Here is a 17633-nt window from a genome sequence, read left to right as displayed (position 1 = left end):
ACCTCCAGTGTTGGGATGAGTGCATCTGACTTACGGATTGGTCTCGGACGAGCGTCGGCGGGCGAGAGCGAGGCTTGTCAGCGTCGTGATCGCCAGGGCGCCGATGCCGACCAGCGCCGCGGTGGTGTAGGCGCTGTCGTCGGGGAAGAGGTGGCCGGGGCCGGTGCCCGCGGCGAGGATCAGACCGCCGATGGCGCTGCCCAGGGAGTACCCGACGCTGCGGACGACGTAGTTGAAGCTCATGGCGCTCGACGTCTCGCTCTTGGGGGTGACGGCCAGGATGACGCCGGGCATCGCGGCCGAGAAGCCGCCGACGCCAAAGCCGAGCACGCCCATCGCCGCGAACAGTTCGGACAGGTCCGACCGGGCCGCCGCGAACAGGGCGAACCCGCTGCCGACCACGACGGCGCTGGCGGCCAGGAGCAGGGGGTCGGCGATCCGCGTCCGGACCCGCGGCGTGAGCTTGCCGGCGACGAACCCCAGCACCGAGAACGGGATGAGGACCAGCCCGGCGACGAACGTCGTCAGCCCGAAGCCGTAGCCGGCGCCGTGCGGCGTCTGCGCGTACCGGGTGATGAGCGTGAGCAGGAGGTACATGCCGGTTCCGCCGACGAACATGGCGAGGTTCGCCCCGGCGACCGCCGGGTGCCGCACCGCCCGCACATCGACCAGGGGCGTCGTGCTGCGCAGCTCGATGACGGCCCAGACGCAGAGCAGCACCACCGCGACGACGGCGAGGGCCGCCGCCACGGCGAGGTGCCGGCTCCACAGATTCCGTTCGCCGGCGAGGAACAGCACCAGGAGCAGCGCTGCGGCCAGGACGACCGCGCCTGCCACGTCCACGTGGGCGGAGCGGCCTTCGGGGGCTTCGGGCATGGAGCGCCACGCGGTCAGGAGGGCGGCGGCGGTGACGACCAGGCCGAGGCCGTAGGCGGCCCGTACCCCGCCGAGCTCGGCGAGCAGCGCGGCCAGCGGGTAGCCGACGCCGGCCCCGATGATCGAGACCACCGAGATCAGGGCGATCACGGCCGCGCTGCGCTCCTCGGGGAGGTGGTCCCGGGCCACGCCCATCATCAGCGCCGTCAGCCCGAGCCCGACGCCCTGGGCCGCCCTGCCGGCCAGCAGCCACGCGAACGGCAGCGGCAGCACGGTGAGCGTGCTGCCGGCGACGACGACCGCCAGCGTGGCGAGGATCGTGGCCCGCCGGTGCGGGCCGGCTCCGAGCCGGCCCAGGACCGGCGTGGCGACGGCGCCGCTGAGCAGCGCGACGGTCAGCGTCCACTGCGCGCTGCCGAGCGAGACGTGGAACGAGGTCGCCACGCTGGTGATGAGCGGCGTCCCGAGGCCGGCGACCGCCGCCACGACCAGAGCGATGAACATCAGGGCGGGGACCAGCAGCCGCGCCTCGGAACGCGCCATCGGGAACGCTTTCACCGCGACGCCGCCGACCGGCTGCCCGGTCACTGCTTCGGCCCTTCGCGGCCCTGGCTTTCGAGCTCTGCCAGATGCTTCAGCGCCGGAAGGGCCGCCACCAGCGCCTCGGCCTCGTCGCCGGTGAGCTCGCCGATCAACCGCTCGAACGCGTGGACGCCCGCTTGGCGCCGCGTCCGGACATAGGAGGCGCCGGCCTCGGTCAGGCACACCAGCGTGACCCGTTTGTCGGATGCGTCGCCCCGCCGCTCGACCAGGCCGGACTCCTCCATCACCCGGACCAGGGCGGTCATCGCGGGCTGGGTGACGCCCTCGACCGCGGCCAGATCGGTGATGCGCCGCGGGCCGGTCCGGTCCAGGGTGGCCAGGGTGGCGGCGGACGTCAGGCTCATGTCCCGGGGCAGGCGTCTCGCGGCCCTGGTGGCCAGGTCGTAGAGGGCTGCCCCGATGGCGGTGGACGCGCCCGGGGCGGTGTCTTGACGACTCATGCTCGAAGCATAGCAGTTTTATATTCATAGTTTATGGAAATGGCCGACTGGCGCGGGCGGTTGCTCAACGTCGGGCCGTCCGGAACGGGTCGTGGGGTTGTGCGACCTGCACAGTGACGCGCCCGCGGTTGCGCGACCTGTTCTCGACCGGCTCGCAGTACGACGGGCCGCCCGTTCTCGACTGCGCCCTGTGAGCGGATCCGCGTGCGCGTCCAGGCGCCCGGCTCGGGTTCGCCCTGCGGAGATTTGCCGCATGCCGTGAAGCCCGCGGCGGCGTCCACGCCGATGGAGGTCGGACTCGCGTACGCCCGCGTCTCGCCCCGGACCCAGGAGATCCAGTGGCAGGTCGACGCCCTCGAAGCCTCCGGCGGCCACCGCCTGTTCCACGAACGCATCAGACCCGCACGCGCGAGCGGCCCGTAGCTGATGACGGCCAGGCGCCGCAGGCGGGAATCGGCCCGACTGAGGGCCCGATCTCGTTCCGGCACCGGTGTGACGGTGCCGGCCGGCCGTTCTGGCCGGTCGCTACGGCCGTGTTCGCTGCCGGGCGGCGAGGTAGGGCGCCCAGCTGTTCCCGCCTGGGACCAGCGGCGGTCGGTCGGGGTTGCTGATACCGAAGAGATCGGCGACGACGATGGGCGCCACGTCTGTGATGGCCTCCATCAGCGCGGCGTTGTGTGCAGCGCGTACGGGGAGCCCGTGGTGCTTCATCTGGTCCGCCAGACCGGCGCGGTTGCGCGGGAGGCCGGGCAGGGCGCCCGGCAGGAGAAGGTGACGGCGGCTCTGCGAGGGCAGTCCGTCACCAGGCCGGTCGGCAGCTTCTTGCTGCTTGTGGCTCCTGCGTCGCCAGTGACCTGGGTCAATTGGACAGGCGTCGCGTAGGACGCGCGCGATGCACGCAACTCCGAGGGAGCGCCGTCTGTCGCGATGTAGACGCCCAGATCGAGCTCGGCGGCTTGGTCTCCCGGAAGGTGTTCCAGGACAACCGGGTTGGAGGCGTGACGATGCGGAGGAAAGGCGAGGTTGACGCAGAAGCGGGGGTTGTGGAGCCGCGACGCCAAAGGCGCCTGTCGGGCCAGCGGCGGCCCCCAGTGCGCGGATGGCGGGCAGGTGTCTTCTGCTCTGCATGGTTTGTCCCCCTGGGCCGTCGACTGCGGTGGGTTCCAGGGGCGCTGGCGAGCGCCCCTGGAACGCGTGCTCGTGTGGTGCTCGCTCGTCTCGCTAGCCGCAGATCTCATCGAAGGCGGAGGCGGAACCGTCCTTGTATCCGGCCTGGGCGCGGACGCACGTGTAGATACGGGTGCCCGACGTGTAGTAGTACGTCGGTGTGGCGCAGGTCCATCCGGTGAAGGTCCCGCTGTGGCTCTGGAGAACGTGCTTCTTCTGGTCGAGGAGCTTGCAGGTCCAGTTCTTTGTCGTGCCACTGAGGTTTTCTCAGAGGCCAAGTTCAACGTCTCTGCGGTTCAGGCGTGGACCACTTCGAGTATGCGCGGCCTTCGCCGGTGGGAGTCACGCCGGGTCCGGCAGGTCCATGAGCGCGAGTTTGGCCGGGTCGACCACGGCGGTGATCTCGGTGATGTGGCCGTCGGCGACAGCGAAGGCCAGGAGGGAAAGCGGGGTGCCGTCCTCGCTCCAGGAGATGACGCCGGGGCGGCCGTTGACGGTCGCCGCATGTCCGCGTGCCGCGCTGCCGGCCACTCGCGCGCGGGTGGCGACTTCGGTGGCCCCGAGCGTGACGAACGTGCCGTTCGGGGTGTGGACGGTGAACTTCACTTCGGGGTGGAGAACCTGAAGCAGCTGCTCGAACCGGCCGTCGCGGGCTGCGGCCAGGAAGGCTTGCACCACCTCGCGTTGCTGTCGTCCGGCGCTTGCCGGCTGCTGGGCGGCTCGTACCTTCCTGCGGGCGCGGCTGGCGAGCATTTTCGTCGCGTCGGCGGATTTGCCGAGAATGGTGCCGATCTCCGCGAAGGGCACGGCGAACACGTCGTGCAGCACGAACGCCAGTCGTTCGTCAGGGCGCAGCGAGTCGAGGACCGTGAGGAGCGCGCGGCCGACGGAGTCCCCGATTGCCGTGAGGTCTTCCGGAGCGGGAGCGTCGTCGAGCATCACGGTGAATTCGGGTAGCTGGTCGTCGAAGGAGACTTCTGGGCGCGTCCGGCCCGACCGCAGGACATCGAGGCAGATGCGGCCGACCACGGTGGTCAGCCAGCCGCCGAGATTGCCGATGGTGTCCGTGTCCTGGCGGGAGAGACGCAGCCACGCCTCCTGGACCACGTCTTCCGCATCGGCATGTGATCCGAGCATGCGGTAGGCGACGGCGCGGAGCCGGTCACGGTGGGACTCGAAGGCATCGACGATCGGGTCCGCGGGATCGGTGCCGGCCATGTTGTTACCTCCGTGGAAGCTGCTCCGTCATAGGGATGACGCGCACAGGCGCCGCAACGTAACCCGATGAAGGAGACCACTCCCACATGGAAAACCGGCTCAAGAACAAGAACACGAACAACCCCGATGTGTGGACCGCGATCCAGCACCTCCAGAAGGCGATCGCCGCCGGGGGCGTCGACCCGAAGCTGCTCGCGCTGGTCCACTTGCGCGTCAGCCAGATCAACAGCTGCTCGGCGTGCGTCTACGCCAGTGTCGCCGGGGGGAAGAAGGCCGGTGACACCGATGAGCGGCTGCACAACGTAGCGGCGTGGCGTGAGGCGCCGTTCTACACCGATGCGGAGCGCGCGGCACTGGCGCTGGCCGAGGCCGCCACCCGGTTGCAGGATGGTGCGCCGGGTGTCACCGACGAGATCTGGGAAGAGGTCAACGCCCATTTCACCGAGGAGCAGATCGGCGCGATCAACCTGGAGATCGCGCTGACCAACTTCTTCAACCGGATCAACCGCACCATCAAGGAACCGGCAGGCAAGACCTGGGGCTGAGCCCACCTTGGCTCTTACCCACTGAGGTTCCCCAGCGAAATGATCTTCGGATGCGCCGCGAGGCCGGGACAGGCGTGAAGCCTCTGGCAGGACTGGTCTGCCAAGATCATGTCCGCTCGAACCAGAGGCTTCACGTTGGTCACCTATGCTGCCACGCTCGACGTCCCACGCCACATCGTGGAGTTCCTCGCCCAGTTGCCGGCCGCCCACCGGCGCGGGATCGGCACGCCGAAAGGGCTCTCGCGCCCTGGGCCCGTTCCGCCAGGCGGTACTGGTGCTGCGCTGGTTCCGAGAACACGGGTGCGTGCACTACCTGGCCCGGGACGCCGGGATCTCGCAGACCACCGGCTACCGCTACCTCCATGAGGGCATCAGCGTGCTGGCCGCCCAAGCTCCCGACCTGCAGGAGGCGTTGGACCTCCGCCGCGCCGAGGGGATGACTCACGTGGTGCTAGACGGCACGCTGATCGCCTGCGACCGGCTGGCCGGGGTCCGGGAGATCGGCAACCACCTGTGGTTCTCCCAGAAGCACAAGAGCTTCGGCGGCAACATTCAGTTCCTGGCCGCGCCGGACGGCACCCCCCGATCCCCAGCTTCGCCGCCACTGCCTTCATCGCGGCCCACCCGGTCGGATAGTTCGGACGGATCTCCACGACCATGCGCACCGCACGCTCACGAAGCTCAGCAGGACAGGGGGACGGACGTGCCATGACTCGACCCTCTCAGGGAATCGAGCCTTCATCGGCCCCGGGGCGGTTCAGCCGAGGACAACCATCAGCGGCTCTGTCGCTTCGCACCGACAGGTCTCGTTAGGATCTCCTGATCATGGACCTGATGATGGGGAACGAGATGGTCGCCATCCCGCCGGGGCAGGTGACGCTGTCGGACCGGCGGACACAGCGCAGTTGGTCGGTCGAACTTGCGCCCTACCAGCTTGCGGCATCCCCGGTCACCCAGGCGCTGTACACACAGATCACAGGCCAGCGGCCGAGTACCACCCGTGGGGACCAGTTGCCCGTCGAGTGCGTCTCCTGGTGGGACGCGACGCGGTTCTGCAACGCCCTGTCCCAGTGGGCCGGCCTCACGCCCGCGTACCACATCCATGCCGAGGCCGAAGTCATCGAGTGGGACGCGTCCGCCGACGGGTATCGACTGCCGACCGAAGCCGAGTGGGAGCACGCCTGCCGTGCCGGGACGACCGGGCCCCGCTACGGGGACCTCGACGAGATCGGCTGGTACCGCGGAAACTCGCACGAACGCATCCACGACGTGGGCGGCAAACACCCCAACTCGTGGGGGCTTTACGACATGCTCGGCAACGTCTGGGACTGGTGCTGGGACGTCTACGACGCCGAGGTCTATGGCGCCTACCGGGTGCTCCGTGGCGGTGGTTGGTTCGATGAGCACTGGAGTTGCCGGGCCTCTGCGCGGCGCCGTAGCCACCCGACTTTCCAGGTCGACGACGTGGGATTCCGCGTCGCGCGTTCCGTCATGCGTTGATCCACGTTGTGTGCAGCCCCGCCCGCGCGGGGTCGATCCGGCGATAGCGTGATGCTCATGACTGCTGAAGACGAGGCGCTGGTCGGCGGGATGGTCAACGCGGGGGCGGTCTTCCGCCGGGGGGAGTTGGTGGAGCGACCGGCACCACGCAACGCGCGCGCCCTGCATGCCTATCTCCTTGCGCTGAAGGAGCGCGGCTTCGATTCGGCGCCCGGCCCCGTCGGTCTCACCGCGGGCGGCCGCGAGCAGCTGACTTTCATCCCTGGCGACGTGGCTCTGCCGCCGTTCCCGGACTGGGCGATGACGAGTTCTGCTCTCGAATCGGTGGGGAGCTTGCTGCGGCGTCTGCATGAGAGCAGCGCCGCCGTCGCGGTGGACACCCGTGCCGAGTGGCCCCCGGACCTCGCCGACCCGGAGGGGGGAAGGATGTTGTGCCACAACGATGTGTGCCCGGAGAACGTCGTCTTCCGCGACGGTCGTGCCGCGGCCCTGATCGATTTCGACTTGGCGGCCCCGGGTCGTGCCCTCTGGGACATCGCCATGACCGCCCGCTACTGGGTGCCCATGCTTGATCCAGAGTCCGCGGCCGTTCTCTATCCCCCCGGGCTGGACGCGGCCGCACGGCTGCGGATTCTTGCCGACGGCTACGGCCTCTCGGCGGGGGGCCGCGCCGAGTTGCCTGGCGTCATCGAGCAGGCCACGGAGGTCTGCCGGGCCTTTGTCGCCCGCCGCGTGGCCAGCGGAGACCCCGTCTATCTCCAGGCGTTGGCTGAGCGTGGTGGATGGGAACGCTGGGACCGCGTGCAGACCTGGCTGGTGGACCACCGCAAGACGTTCACGGCTGCCCTGCTGAACTGACCGGCCCGGACGTTTTAGGACAAACTTTCCGGGTCGCGCTGCTGCGGCCGGAGTCCGGGCGCATCCGGGTCGCGCTGCGGGCCCGCGCCGAGACGCGGGTCCCAGCCGTCCGGAACGCCCGCACCGCCTCGCAGTAGGCCGACGTACCGCACCGCGCACACAACGAGGTCGGGGTCCCGGCCGCCGCTGCCCGCGGTGCTGCCATCCGACAGCAACTCCTCGAACTACCCGGCCCCGTCGTTGCGGACGCCGTCGGCTACCACGACAAGACCACCAGCCGCCTCATCAGAGAGACAGGCGGGACATGGGGCCGATACGCCCCAGGAGATCACGCAAGATGACCAACAGGCTGGCTTCCTCGAGGACCGGCGACAGTCGATTAGAGCCTGTGAACAGACCCCGTCTGCGAGCAGCGGCGTCCGGTGCGCCCGCCCTTCGGGCGGACGGCGGTTTGTTCACCGGGTTTCTCCGAGGATGCCCCGGCCTTCAGGCCGGGGAGGAATCGGACTCCTGCGGGGCAGGGCAGGGATAGCCGGATCGCCGTCAGGGCGATCCGGTGTCCACCCCGCACGGCGGTGTTGTCGCCCGCGATGATCGAGAACTCTCGACTGTCAGTCCTTCGGGGTAGGTTCGGATGCATGACGACGGAGGCGACCACGAAGGACGCCGGGCATGCCCGGTACACCTTCCGTGTGCGCGTGTCGGCTGCCGCGCGGCGCGCGCTTGAAGCGGAGTGGGATCGCTGCCGCTGGATCTGGAACGAATGCGTGGCCAAGTCCCAGCAGGTCCACGTGCAGGGCATAGCGGGTGGCGAGAAGCTGACGTGTGGTCCGGCTCAGCTCGACAAGATGCTGACCGAGGCCCGCGGGGTGTCGCCGTGGCTGGCTGAGGGTGCGAGCGTGCCGCAGCAGCAGGTGATTCGGGACTTCGCCAGGTCGAGGGCGAAGGCGCTGAAGGACATCAAGGACCGGTTGCCGCAGCAGCGCCGGGCTGGGATGCCCAGGTGGAAGAAGAAGCGTGAGGCGCGGCCCAGCCTGAACTACACGAAGCGCGGTTTCCGCCTCAGGGACGGCCGTCTGCACCTTGCGGGCCAGATCGTGTTGAGGGTGGTGTGGTCGCGGGAGCTGCCCGCGGACCCGTCGAGTGTGCGGGTGTACCAGGACAGCCTCGGCCACTGGTATGCGTCCTTCGTCGTCCCGGCTCAGGTTGAGCCGCTCTGTGAGACCGGCCGCGTCCTGGGCGTGGACTGGGGTGTGAAGGAGACCGCCACCACCACCGACGACGCCTACGATCTGCCGCATGCCGAGCACGGCAGGCGGGCCGCGCAGCGGCTGGCGAGGTACCAGCGGATGATGGCCCGGCGGCGGCCTCCGAAGGGACGGCCCGCATCCGCGGGCTACCGGCAGGCGCAGGCCCAGGCGGCGAAGCTGCACAAGAAGATCGCGAGGCAGCGGGAGGACACCGGCCGCAAGTGGGCCAAGCGGGTGATGCGCGGCCATGACGGGGTTGCGGTGGAGGACTTTCGGCCGAGGTTCCTGGCGAAGACGACCATGGCCCGCAAGGCGGCCGATGCCGCCATCGCCGCGACGAAGCGTGCCCTGTGCGAGATGGGCCGCAAACACGCGCGGGACGTGCGTCTTGTGCACCCGGCGCACACCACGATGGACTGCGCGCAGTGCGGAGCGAGAACCAAGCACGCACTGCCTCTGTCGATGAGAACGTATGCCTGCACCGTGTGTGGAGTCGTGTCCTGCAGGGACAAGAACTCCGCCCGCGTGATGCTGGTCCGGGCAGGTTGGAACCCGGACGGTGTCGAGGGCGTGAGACCGCCGGGGCCGCCGGCTCCGGTGGCGGCCTGAGCCGTAAATCCCCGCTCAACCCTGGAGGGTGGAGAATCCCCTTCCCTTCAGGGAGGGGAGCCTTCAAAGCTCTGAGCTGAACCGCTGACGGGGTGGTTCCGGAATACGCCCGAGACCTGCCTTCTGCCAGCGGCAGAACACCGGCCCGACCGGGCTCGACGATCACTACAGTCCAGGCTCATGACGACGGTGACAACGCGCACGATCGAATACGCGGCCGACGGCCTGACGATGATCGGGCATCTCGCGCTCCCGGCCGGTGTCGACCGTCGGCCCGCGGTCTTGGTCGGGCCCGAGGGGGTGGGGCTCAGCGACATCGAGCGCCGCCGGGCCGATGTGCTCGCCGAGCTGGGATACGTGGCCCTGGCCTTCGATCTCCACGGCGGGCGCTATTTGGGCGACCCTGAGGAGATGCTGGCCCGTTGCATGCCGCTGCTCGCTGACCCCGACCGGATGCGAGGCATCGGCCACGCGGCGCTCGACGTGCTCCGCGCCGAGCCGCGGACCGACCCGGACCGGATCGCCGCCGTCGGCTACGGCACCGGGGGCGCAATCGCGCTGGAACTCGGGCGCGACGGCGTCGACCTGCGCGCGATCGCGACAGTCAACGGACTGACCACGGGCCGATCAGGCGAGACGGCGCGCATTCACTGCCCGGTGTGGGCCGGGGTCGGGTCGGAAGACCCGATCATGCCGCCCGCGCAACGGGACGCATTCACTGCCGAGATGCAGGCTGCGGGCGTTGACTGGCGCCTCGTCGTCTACGGCGGCGCCTTGCACGCCTTCCACCACCCACCGGTCGACCACATCGTGCTTCCTGGGGTCGGCTTTCACCCTCAGCACGCGCAGCGAGCTTGGCGGGACGTCGTCGACCTGCTCGCCGAGTGCCTGCCCATAACGGAGTGATCTGGTCGGCAACCACGATCCCGGACCGCAAGCCAAGCCGGTCGACCGGGGCTTTTCGGCAACCCGCGAGCTCCTCATGGGTGATCATGTGCACGTGCGGCTCAGCCAGGGGCTGAGCGTGTCGGCCGACGGCGAGCTGATCGAGCATTCCCGCTGCCGGTGCGGGGCCACCTTCACCAAGGTGTTCGACGCCGACGGCGGGGAGCCGGAACGCCTGCCCGGGTCCTGATGCCGGCCTCGCCGCCGTGCCGAGAGCACCGGCCACAATGCCCATCGAGGACGACAGCCAGGCAAGCGTTGCGTACTCCCCGACGCCGGTCGAGTGCCCGAGCCGGGAGGCGAGGCAGCCGGAGTCGATGACGATGAATGCCGACACCAACGCCAGGGTGTACGGCAGTACGTACAGGCACAGCACGCCGAAGAAACAAAGCGGTCAGGGTGGCGGCGTGGTACAGCACCACCTGCCGCTTGGACGTCTGCGCGCGGCCGTGTCCCACAGGTGGTGGTGCAGCAGCGGCCAGGCGACCATGACGCCGATGGCGAGGGACATGATCAGCGTGAGCCGGGCCGGTGGGAGCTCGTCGGCCATGCTCCAGATTCTCGAGTAGAACAGGCCGAAGGCCGCGGTCGCGGCGGCCGCGGCAGTGGCGCTGGCCATGTGCGGCACCAGGCGCCATGGCCGGTTCGCGCGGACCATCCCCAGCAGCAGACGCAGGCGCCCGCGCAGGCCGACCAGGGCGAGCGAGGCGTCGATCCCGTCCTCGCCCGTGGCGATACCCCGCACGGCGTCACCGGAGATTTCGGGCGGCTCCTGCACACGCGTCTCCCTTCCCAGGCTTCCGGTGCTCCCAGCGGCACGGCGGCCGCCCCTCGTCGAGGAGCGCAGCAGAACAGGGACCGCGCACCGAAGGCGCGCGGCCCGTTCCCCGTCCGGACAAGGCACCCTGCCCGGACAGCCCCTTCTCCTAGGCCGGCGACTGTCCGCCGCTGCTGTCCTGCTCCGCAGCACCAGCCGATACTGGCTGCAGCTCGAGCCGCCCGTCGACGGCGTCCACCCGGACGCGGTCGCCCGGGTTGAGGGTGCCGGACAGCAGCAGGTCGGCGAGGCGGTCGTCGAGCTCGCGCTGAATGGTCCGGCGCAGCGGGCGGGCGCCGAACTCGGGCTGGTGGCCGATGTTGGCCAGCAGGTCGGCCGCGCCGTCGGTGATGTCCAGGGTGATGTCCTGGGCGTGCAGGCGGCGGCGGGTGTGTTCCAGCAGCAGGTCGACGATCTGCCGCAGCTGACCCCGTTCCAGGCCGCGGAAGACGATGATCTCGTCGATCCGGTTGAGGAACTCCGGACGGAAGTGCTGCTGCAGCGCGGGCATCACCGAGTCGCGGACCTTGGCGTAGTCGGCGACGCCCGCGCTCAGGATGCGGTCGGCGCCGATGTTCGAGGTCATGATGACCACGGTGTTCTTGAAGTCGACGGTGCGGCCCTGGGCGTCGGTGAGCCGGCCGTCGTCCAGGATCTGCAGCAGCGCGTTGAAGACGTCCGGGTGGGCCTTTTCGATCTCGTCGAACAGCAGCACCGCGTACGGCTGGCGGCGCACCCGCTCGGTGAGCTGGCCGGCCTCCTCGTAGCCGACGTAGCCGGGCGGGGCGCCGACCAGGCGGGAGACGGTGTGCTTCTCCTGGAACTCGCTCATGTCGAAGCGGATCATCCGTCCTTCGTCGCCGAAGAGTGCGGCGGCCAGCGCGCGGGCGAGTTCGGTCTTGCCCACGCCGGTGGGGCCGAGGAAGAGGAAGGAGCCGACGGGCCGGTTGGGGTCGGCCATGCCGGCGCGGGCCCGGCGCACCGCGCGGGCCACCGCGGTGACGGCCTCGTCCTGTCCGACGACCCGCTGGTGCAGGTGCTCCTCCAGCTTCATCAGCCGCTCGCGTTCTTCCTGGGTGAGCTGGGAGACGGGGATGCCGGTGGTGCGGGAGACGACCTCGGCGATGTCCTCCGCCGTCACCTTCGGCTCCCGCTCGTCCTCCGCCTGGCCTTGCGCGGCGGCCAGTTCCCGCTCGGCCTGCTTGATCTGGTCGCGCAGGTCCTTGGCACGCTCGTAGTCCTCGTCGGCGACGGCCTGGTCCTTCTCCCGGCCCAGCGCCGCAATGCGATCCTCCAGCTCACGGGTGTCGGCCGGAGCCGTCTTTGCGCGCAGGCGCACGCGGGCGGCGGCCTGGTCCATCAGATCGATCGCCTTGTCGGGCAGGAACCGGGAGGTGATGTAGCGGTCGGACAACTCGGCCGCCGCGACCAGCGCCTCGTCGGTGATGCGGACCTGGTGGTGGGCCTCGTAGCGGTCTCGCAGGCCGCGCAGGATCTCCACGGTGTCGTCCACTGTGGGCTCGCCGACCAGGATGGGCGCGAAGCGCCGCTCCAGGGCGGCATCCTTCTCGATGTGCCGGCGGTACTCGTCCACCGTGGTGGCACCAATCAGGTGCAGCTCACCGCGGGCGAGGGCCGGCTTGAGCATGTTCCCGGCGTCCATGGCGCCCTCGCCGCCACCGCCGGCACCGACGACGGTGTGCAGCTCGTCCAGGAACAGCACCAGTTCGTCGCCGTGCTCGTGCACCTCCTCCAGTAGTTTCTTCAGCCGCTCCTCGAACTCACCCCGGTACTTGGTACCCGCGACCATCCCGGCCAGGTCCAGAGCGACAAGCCGCTTGCCCTTCAACGTGGCCGGTACGTCATCCGCAGTGATGCGCTGGGCGATGCCCTCCACGATGGCGGTCTTGCCCACGCCGGGGTCACCGATGAGGACAGGGTTGTTCTTGCTGCGCCGGGAGAGGACCTCGATGGTCTGCTCGACCTCCTCGTCCCGGCCGATCACCGGATCGAGCTTCCCGGCGCGGGCCTGTTCGGTCAGGTCGCGGCCGAACTCGTCCAGCGTCGGCGTGCTGCTCGGCCTGCGGGGTTGCTCGGAGGAGTGCGCGGCGGATGAAGTGAGGGAGGTCTGCCGGCCGCCGGCGGCCTCGGTCAGGGCACGCCCGGCCGACGACTCCGCATTGGAGGCCAGGGCCTGGAGGATGTGCTCGGGGCCGATATAGGAGGTGCCCAGCTGCCGGGAGAGCTGGTAGGCGTCCAGCAGCGCCCGCTTGGCCGACGGCGACAGCTCCGCAGGGCCGCCCTGGGCTGCCTCGGCGGTCAGTGTCGGGCCGGTGCCCAGACGCTCACGGAGCCGCTCCACGTCGACACCCGCTTCGTGGAGCATCCGGCGTGTGGTGTCCACCTCGAGCGCGGCGGCCAGCAGGTGCCGGGAATCCAGTTCCTCGCTCTTGTCCGCAGCCGCGATGGCACGGGACCGGACGACGAGCTCGCGGGCGCGCTCCGACAGCAGGCTGCCGATGTCCACCTGCCTCGGGCGCCGCTGCCCGGACACCGGTCCGGTACCGAAGAAGCGGGCGAAAAGATCATCGAACTCCTCGAACGGAGACCGTCCGAACCCGAAAGCAGAAGTCATCTGTGCACCCCTTTCCCGCCTGATCACGCCGCCGTCTCACGACGTTGCAGCCGCGTACCCCGCCCACCGCGCGCTCACCCGCCCTCGGCGTCGCGATCTGCGGTGCGATGCGGGGCCGGGCTACGGGGCCACGGGGCCTGTCACCTGCCGGCGCCCCGCGGTCGCCTACGCGCGAAGGGTCAAACACGGCGTCAGGGCCCCGGACTGATGCCCGAGGCCCTTGAAGAGATGGAGTCGCTGTGGCGTCAGCCGCCCAGTTCCTTGCGGTCGCTGCCGCCGCTGACGGCGATCTTGCGAGGCTTGGCCTGCTCGGCGACCGGGATCCGCAGCCTCAGCACACCGGCCTCGTAGGAGGCTTCGATCTTGTCGGTGTCGAGGGTCTCGCCGAGGAACAGCTGCCGGCTGAACGTCCCCGCGGGCCGCTCGGTGACCACCGTCTCGGTGTTCTCGCCGTACGCCGGCTTGCGTTCGGCCTTCACCGTCAGGACGTTGCGCTCGACATCGAGATCGATCGACTCCGCGTCCACGCCCGGCAGGTCCAGCTCCACGAAGAACGTGTCACCTTCACGCCATGCGTCCAGGGGCATGCCCGCCGGGTGCGCGGCCGTGCCCCAGACCCGCTCGACCAGCCGGTCAAGCTCGCGGAAGGGATCCGTACGCATCAGCATCTGTCATCCCTCCTTCACGTCATTCCCGCGTCCGATCCGCTCTACTTCTGATGTACCACTGCGCCGGAAAGTTGACAACTGTCGGCTCAACTTTTTGCGGGGCGGTGATCTGTCGCAGCCTGGCCGCGTCGGTCTCCGGATCGGAGGTGGACACGGCCGGGCGGGGATACGGGGCGTCGTGGCCGAAGCTCGTCACCACGAGCACCGGTCCTCAGGCGCGCAGGACGGCGAAGTCCCGGCCCCCTGGCGTGCACCAGCTCGCCCACGCACCAGCGTCCCGGGCGGAAGCGGTAGTGGCGCCCGGGGTGCAGGCGCACCGCGCGCCACCAGTGCGGCTCCAGGCGGACCTGTCCACGAACCCAAGTAGTAGGCGCACGCTGCGGCGTCGCGCCGCCGGCGCCCACCGCCACGGCAGACGCACCACCAGATCGCCGCCGTCCAGGTGCCGCCGCGCCGTCGAGTGCCGCCGCGTCACGATGCTCACCTGCCTTCCAGCATCCATGGCGCACCGCACGCCCCGCGGGCCTGCAGTGCGCCACGCCTGGGCTACCCCTGGGGGCAGGGTCAGTGGCCCACGCGGGCACCGGACGCCGGCCCGGTCCACGACCGGGCACCGTGCCCGGTGCGGGTGCGGTACTCCCGCCAGGCGGCAGCCAGCCACAGGCCGCCCGCGATCAGCGCATACACACCCAGAACCAGCGCCATGGCCCCCGCACCGGCCTCCGGACGCAGCCACAACAGCACACCCGCCGCCACCGACACGATGGCCGAGGCCCGCCACCACCACGCGTGCGAACGCAACACCGTCACCGGCTCGATGGTCCGGGACCTCGAGCAACTCGCCGCCGCCCGCCGCGACCACGGCCCCGAAGCCGTCCAGCGCCTCCCTGCCACCGGCCCCGCGCACCGAACCGCACCGCACCATCACCCACGAAACCGGCGCCGCCCTCCACCCCTGGGCCGAACTCCAGCCCGCCGGGCAGCGCGCCGCCGACCTCGCCAAACTCGGCCACACCAGCCCCGGTTCTCCAGGCTGATATGTGTCTCACGAGACACCGACTCACTCGCGCAGGCCAGCGCGTCGGATCGCCTTGTGGGGTCCTGTTGCCCGGAGAAGGAGCAGGGCGATGTCGTCTTGGCGTGGCGTGGCGCAGTGGTCGAGGAGGGTGTCGGCGAGGGCGTCGATGGCTTGGTGGGGTGCGTGTGCAAGGCAGGTGACGAGGTCGGCGGTGACGTCGCCGATGTCCGTGCCGGGGGCTTCGATGAGCCCGTCGGTGTACAGGGCGAGGAGGGCGCCGGGTGGGAGCGGGATCTCGATGGTGGGGTAGGCGGCGTCGGGATCGATGCCCAGGAGCAGGCCAGGGGGCATGTGAAGGATCTCGGTGTGGCCGTCGGGGCGGCGGACCAGGGGCGGGGGGTGTCCGGCGGTGGCGAGGCAGGCGCGGTGGTGCGCGAGGTCGAGGTGGGCGTACAGGCAGCTGGTGAACAGGCCGGCGTCGAGGTCGATGAGGAGACGGTTGGTCCGGGCGAGGGTCTCGCCGGGGGGTGTGCAGGCGATGGCGTGGGCATGGACGGCGATGCGGACTTGTCCCATCAGGGCCGCGGCGGTGATGTCGTGGCCCTGGACGTCCCCGATCACCGCGGCTGCGGATGCTTCGCCGCAGGGGATGAGGTCGTAGAAGTCGCCGCCGATGTCGCTGCCGTGGCCGGCGGGCAGGTAGCGGGCTGCGGCATCCAGACCGGGGATCTTGGGGAGAGTGTGGGGCAGCAGACCGGATTGTAGGGTGCGGGCAAGCTGGTGCTTGATGTCGTAGAGGCGGGCGCGGTCCAGGGCTTGGGCGAGCAGTCCGGCCAGTGAGGCCAGAATGGCGCGTTCTGGCGCGGGGAAGGGCCGGGGCCGGTCGTAGCCGAGGATGAGCGTGCCGACGGTATGGCCGGAGGCGATCAGGGGCAGGACTGCGCAGGCGGGCAGCTCGTCCTTGTGGACGGCTGGGGGATAGGTGCGTTTGAGGTCGGCGAAGGTGGCGTAGAAGCCTGGGTCGCCCGTGTGCAGGGCCCGGACGGCGGGAGTGTCGGAGACCAGGCGCTGGGAGTCGAAGATTTCGGTGAGTTCGGCGCTGAAGCCGAAGGCGCCGACGACGTGCAGGCGACCTTCCTCCGGGGTCAGCAGAGCGAGGGCATGGGGGCCGAATGCGGGGACGATCTGGTCGCAGGCCAGCTCGACCACGTCGTCCGCACCGATGGCCTGGGTGAGGCCGGCCGCCAGATGGGTGAGGTGGTACAGGGCTGTCGCCCCGACTTCCGGCGCCGATGGGGCGTGCTGCCACGGCATCGTGGGCTTGGCGTCCTCGGCCGGGACCGGAGTGATCTGGATGCTGATGCCGCTGTCATCGGGATGGAGCTGGAAGTGCAGCCACTGGTCCGGCGGGCGAAGCATGGTGAAGGAGGTGGGCCTGCGACTGACCACCGCCGCCCGGTACCGGTCTTCGAACAGGGGGTTGTGCAGCCACGGCAGACTCTCCCAGGGACGGCTGCCCAGCAAGGCGCCGACCCCCGCGCCGAGCAGGTCGCCGGCCGCGGTGTTGATGAACGTGACCCGCCCGTCCAGATCGAGTGCGCAGCAGCCCTGCGGCAGCCGTTCAGCGAAGTCGAATGCGGCCGGTGCCTCGCCCGACACCATGCGGCCGGAGCGCAAGGGAGCCAAAACCCGCGGCTGGTCTGCGGGCAACAACGGCTGCCCTTGCCCGGCAGCCTGCTGCAGGAGCACACCCTCACACTCGCAGCACCTGTCCAGCGCATCCCGTTCACAGGAGCTCAGCTGCGGCGGGTGCCAGATGGGCCACAGCAGTACCAGGGCCCCCCATACGCTGGTGCCACAGCTGACCGGGGCAGCAGCCAACATGAATTCGTAGGGCAGCACGAGCGCGAGCTGGGGGTAGCAGCGTGCCACCTGCTCCTGGCTGCTCAGCCACACCATGCGCCGTTGTCGTACCGCGTCCGCCGCCGGCAGCGGCGCGCCCACCGTGACCCGCGCCCAGGGGGCCGCGATCTGCTGGGATACCCCGGATATCACCGTCAGCTGCAGCACCCGCTCACCGGGCGGCAGCAGATACAGCAGACCCACCGAGGCACCGGTGTCCCGCATGACATCTGCCAGGGGAGCATCGAGCTGCTCCAGGCCAGGGCCGGAGCCAGGGGCGAAGTCGGCAAGCTGCTGCACGCCCCTCATCTCCAACGGACGCCGGAAGGACCAGGTCGCGTGCACCTGCAGCGAGCGCGAGCGGCCTTGCCACCGATCCCAAGTCCGGCACCGATCGGCGACCTGCCGTCGCCGGCCTCCCGGCCGGCCGGCACCGCCGCTCGCACCAGCTGCCAGGGTGCCTGCCGATGCGCCGGCTGGCGGCGCAGGCGGTAATGCCTCATCGGCTCCTGCGGCGCAGCCCTGCACCAGCCGCACAGAGCGTCACCCATACCGGGACACTACGCCCATATTGGGCGACGG

Annotated in this window: 16 protein-coding genes and 1 pseudogene; 7 read left to right on the top strand and 10 right to left on the bottom strand. The window is 70.1% G+C overall.

The genetic code is table 11. The annotated features are described in order from the left end of the window. Positions 1-30: 30 nt before the first annotated feature. Positions 31-1464 carry an MFS transporter gene (locus ACQPXS_RS01910; RefSeq protein WP_433446292.1) on the bottom strand — a complete coding sequence of 478 codons (1434 nt, stop codon included), beginning with the start codon at positions 1462-1464 and terminating at the stop codon, positions 31-33. Beyond that, positions 1461-1823: a MarR family winged helix-turn-helix transcriptional regulator gene (locus ACQPXS_RS01905; protein WP_433455658.1), complete on the bottom strand. Its 363-nt coding sequence runs from the start codon at positions 1821-1823 to the stop codon at positions 1461-1463. The genes ACQPXS_RS01910 and ACQPXS_RS01905 overlap by 4 nt, the downstream gene beginning before the upstream one ends. Positions 1824-2177: 354 nt before the next feature. Here ACQPXS_RS01905 and ACQPXS_RS01900 point away from each other — a divergent pair, with 354 nt between their 5' ends. Further along, positions 2178-2342 carry a hypothetical protein gene (locus tag ACQPXS_RS01900; RefSeq protein WP_433446290.1) on the top strand — a complete coding sequence of 55 codons (165 nt, stop codon included), beginning with the start codon at positions 2178-2180 and terminating at the stop codon, positions 2340-2342. Between the two features lie 102 nt (positions 2343-2444). Here the strand turns inward: ACQPXS_RS01900 and ACQPXS_RS01895 are convergent, their stop codons facing one another. Beyond that, on the bottom strand, positions 2445-2630 hold the full coding sequence (locus ACQPXS_RS01895; RefSeq protein ID WP_433446288.1) for a hypothetical protein: 186 nt from the start codon (positions 2628-2630) through the stop codon (positions 2445-2447). Positions 2631-3428: 798 nt separating this feature from the next. Then, positions 3429-4304, bottom strand: coding sequence for a sigma-70 family RNA polymerase sigma factor (locus tag ACQPXS_RS01890; RefSeq protein ID WP_433446286.1), 876 nt, complete (start codon positions 4302-4304; stop codon positions 3429-3431). A gap of 86 nt (positions 4305-4390) precedes the next feature. Here ACQPXS_RS01890 and ACQPXS_RS01885 point away from each other — a divergent pair, with 86 nt between their 5' ends. Then, the gene (locus tag ACQPXS_RS01885; protein ID WP_433446284.1) at positions 4391-4849 is read left to right on the top strand and encodes a carboxymuconolactone decarboxylase family protein; all 459 of its coding nucleotides are present in this window, start codon (positions 4391-4393) and stop codon (positions 4847-4849) included. A gap of 580 nt (positions 4850-5429) precedes the next feature. Here the strand turns inward: ACQPXS_RS01885 and ACQPXS_RS01880 are convergent. Continuing rightward, positions 5430-5559 (bottom strand): annotated as a pseudogene (locus ACQPXS_RS01880) (IS3-like element ISMyma3 family transposase); the annotation flags it as partial. 115 nt (positions 5560-5674) lie between these two features. Between ACQPXS_RS01880 and ACQPXS_RS01875 the strand changes: the two are divergent. From ACQPXS_RS01875 to ACQPXS_RS01855, 5 genes are all read left to right on the top strand, one after another. Then, positions 5675-6349: a formylglycine-generating enzyme family protein gene (locus ACQPXS_RS01875; protein ID WP_433446282.1), complete on the top strand. Its 675-nt coding sequence runs from the start codon at positions 5675-5677 to the stop codon at positions 6347-6349. Positions 6350-6406: 57 nt separating this feature from the next. Next, positions 6407-7207: a phosphotransferase gene (locus ACQPXS_RS01870; RefSeq protein ID WP_433446280.1), complete on the top strand. Its 801-nt coding sequence runs from the start codon at positions 6407-6409 to the stop codon at positions 7205-7207. 638 nt (positions 7208-7845) lie between these two features. Beyond that, a complete protein-coding gene (locus ACQPXS_RS01865; RefSeq protein WP_433446278.1) occupies positions 7846-9066 on the top strand; it encodes an RNA-guided endonuclease InsQ/TnpB family protein in 1221 nt (406 codons plus the stop codon). 180 nt (positions 9067-9246) lie between these two features. Then, positions 9247-9972, top strand: a complete 726-nt coding sequence (locus tag ACQPXS_RS01860; protein ID WP_433446276.1) for a dienelactone hydrolase family protein — start codon at positions 9247-9249, stop codon at positions 9970-9972. Positions 9973-10048: 76 nt separating this feature from the next. After that, a complete protein-coding gene (locus tag ACQPXS_RS01855) occupies positions 10049-10201 on the top strand; it encodes a hypothetical protein (RefSeq protein WP_208030453.1) in 153 nt (50 codons plus the stop codon). A 204-nt stretch (positions 10202-10405) separates the two neighbouring features. Here ACQPXS_RS01855 and ACQPXS_RS01850 read toward each other — a convergent pair whose 3' ends face one another. The 5 genes from ACQPXS_RS01850 to ACQPXS_RS01830 all read right to left on the bottom strand — a co-directional run bounded on the left by ACQPXS_RS01850 (position 10406) and on the right by ACQPXS_RS01830 (position 17360). After that, positions 10406-10789, bottom strand: a complete 384-nt coding sequence (locus ACQPXS_RS01850; RefSeq protein WP_433446274.1) for a hypothetical protein — start codon at positions 10787-10789, stop codon at positions 10406-10408. 148 nt (positions 10790-10937) lie between these two features. Continuing rightward, complete coding sequence (locus ACQPXS_RS01845; protein WP_433446272.1) at positions 10938-13463, bottom strand: ATP-dependent Clp protease ATP-binding subunit; 2526 nt, start codon at positions 13461-13463, stop codon at positions 10938-10940. A 245-nt stretch (positions 13464-13708) separates the two neighbouring features. Continuing rightward, on the bottom strand, positions 13709-14131 hold the full coding sequence (locus ACQPXS_RS01840) for an Hsp20/alpha crystallin family protein (protein WP_433446270.1): 423 nt from the start codon (positions 14129-14131) through the stop codon (positions 13709-13711). 564 nt (positions 14132-14695) lie between these two features. Then, positions 14696-14941 carry a DUF308 domain-containing protein gene (locus ACQPXS_RS01835; RefSeq protein ID WP_433446268.1) on the bottom strand — a complete coding sequence of 82 codons (246 nt, stop codon included), beginning with the start codon at positions 14939-14941 and terminating at the stop codon, positions 14696-14698. 250 nt (positions 14942-15191) lie between these two features. Continuing rightward, on the bottom strand, positions 15192-17360 hold the full coding sequence (locus tag ACQPXS_RS01830; protein WP_433446266.1) for a SpoIIE family protein phosphatase: 2169 nt from the start codon (positions 17358-17360) through the stop codon (positions 15192-15194). Positions 17361-17633: the final 273 nt, after the last annotated feature.

The organism is Streptomyces sp. CA-142005 (assembly GCF_050942335.1).
In the GTDB taxonomy this organism is placed as follows: Bacteria; Actinomycetota; Actinomycetes; order Streptomycetales; family Streptomycetaceae; genus Streptomyces.
This window is presented reverse-complemented; position numbering and strand designations above follow the sequence as displayed.